Origin of the sequence: Micromonospora sp. KC721, assembly GCF_004348355.1 — a bacterium.
In the GTDB taxonomy this organism is placed as follows: domain Bacteria; phylum Actinomycetota; class Actinomycetes; order Mycobacteriales; family Micromonosporaceae; genus Micromonospora.
In genome coordinates, this window is the sequence record NZ_SMJY01000384.1 from 1 (window position 1) to 1,572 (window position 1,572).

General features: G+C 74.3%; 1 protein-coding gene and 1 pseudogene. Both read left to right on the forward strand.

Annotation, left to right across the window (positions count from 1 at the left end):
• A pseudogene (locus E1182_RS30505) lies at nt 1-494 on the forward strand (hypothetical protein); the annotation flags it as partial.
• 33 nt (nt 495-527) lie between these two features.
• A complete protein-coding gene (locus E1182_RS30510; RefSeq protein ID WP_132271186.1) occupies nt 528-1,391 on the forward strand; it encodes a 3-methyladenine DNA glycosylase in 864 nt (287 codons plus the stop codon).
• Nucleotides 1,392-1,572 lie beyond the last annotated feature (181 nt).

The window sequence follows — 1,572 nt, forward strand, 5'->3', positions numbered from 1 at the left end:
GGGTGGTGGCGGTGCTCTTCGTCGGGGTGGTCGCCACGGCGGGGTTCACCGCCACCCGGGAGGTGTCCGCCATCCAAGCGGGCAGGCAGCCCACCAGTGGCGCGTGGGTCGGTAGGAGCGCCACCGGCACGGTCGGGACCCCGGTGCGGGAGCAGGCGTTCGAGTTCACCGTCTACCGGGTCGTCTGCGACACCGGCACCGGCACCGGCCGGCGATGCCAGGCCACCGTCGGGGTGCGCAACCTCACACCCGAGCAGCAGGTGTGGCACGGCGAGTTGCAGCGGGCCTACCTGCCCGGCGGCAACTGGGTCAGCGCCGACCAGGACGCCACCCGGCGACTCAACCTGGGCCGGGACGTCTTCGCGCAGCCGGTGGCGGCGGGTAGCCGGGTGGTGCTGCCACTGGTGTTCACCGTCAACGGAACGCAGAGACCGGAACAGCTCGAACTGCGCAGCGGGGTGTTCTCCGCCGGGGTGCGGGTGGACGTGCCCTGACCGGCGGGGCAGCGACGGTCGTACCCTGGGTCGGTGACCGCCGCCCCCGCACCCGCCGCCCTCGCCGCGGCCGACTGGCGGACCCGCCGGCGCGCGCACGAGGAGCGGGTGGACGCGTGGCTGGCGCCGCACCTGGCCCGCCGCCGGCGGGGCGGGAAGCACCCGGTGGAGGACTTCCTCTTCACCTACTACGCGTACCGCCCGGCGCAACTGCGGCGCTGGCATCCCGGGCCGGGGGTGCTGCTGCGCGACGCCGATCCGGGCGAGTTCGGGCGGGACTACCGCGCCGACGCCGCCGGGGTCATTCTGGACACCGACCGGGTACGTGAGCGCCGCGCGGACTCGATCACCTGGATCCGTGCCCTGCTCGCCGCCACCGCCGGCCGTCCGGCGCACCTCGGGTGCTTCGGGATGCACGAGTGGGCGATGGTGTACCGGCAGACCCAGGAGGAGGTCCGGCACAACGCCTGGCCGCTACGGTTGACCCCGGAGCGGACGGCAGCGGTGGTCGAGGAGCGGGGCGTGCGGTGCAGCCACTTCGACGCGTACCGGTTCTTCACCGCGCCGGCCCGGCCGTTGAACCTGCTCACCCCGACCCGGGAGAGCCAGCACGCGCTGGAACAGCCGGGCTGTCTACACGCCAACATGGACCTCTACAAGTGGGCGTACAAGCTCTCCCCGTTGGTGCCGAGCGAACTGGTGGCCGACTGCTTCGCCCTGGCCCGCGAGATCCGGGCGCTGGACATGCGGGCCAGCCCGTACGATCTGGCCGCGCTCGGGTACGCCCCGGTGCGGGTGGAGACCCCGGAGGGCCGGGCCGAGTACGCGGCCACCCAGCGGGGCTTCGCCGAGCGGGGGGCCGTGCTCCGTACCCGCCTGCTGACCGCGCTGGCCTGATCTCCCCGCACCGACCGGTCCCGGGCCGTAAACCGCCGCCCCCCGGCGTCAGTCCCCGTCGACTCGACGGTCCCGCTTGCGCTGCGACTGGCGCTTCTTGTCGGCCAGCCGGCGTTCCTTGGCGCCTCGGGAGGGCCGGGTCGGCCGACGGGGCGGCCGCCCAGACCACCATCGGGTCGTC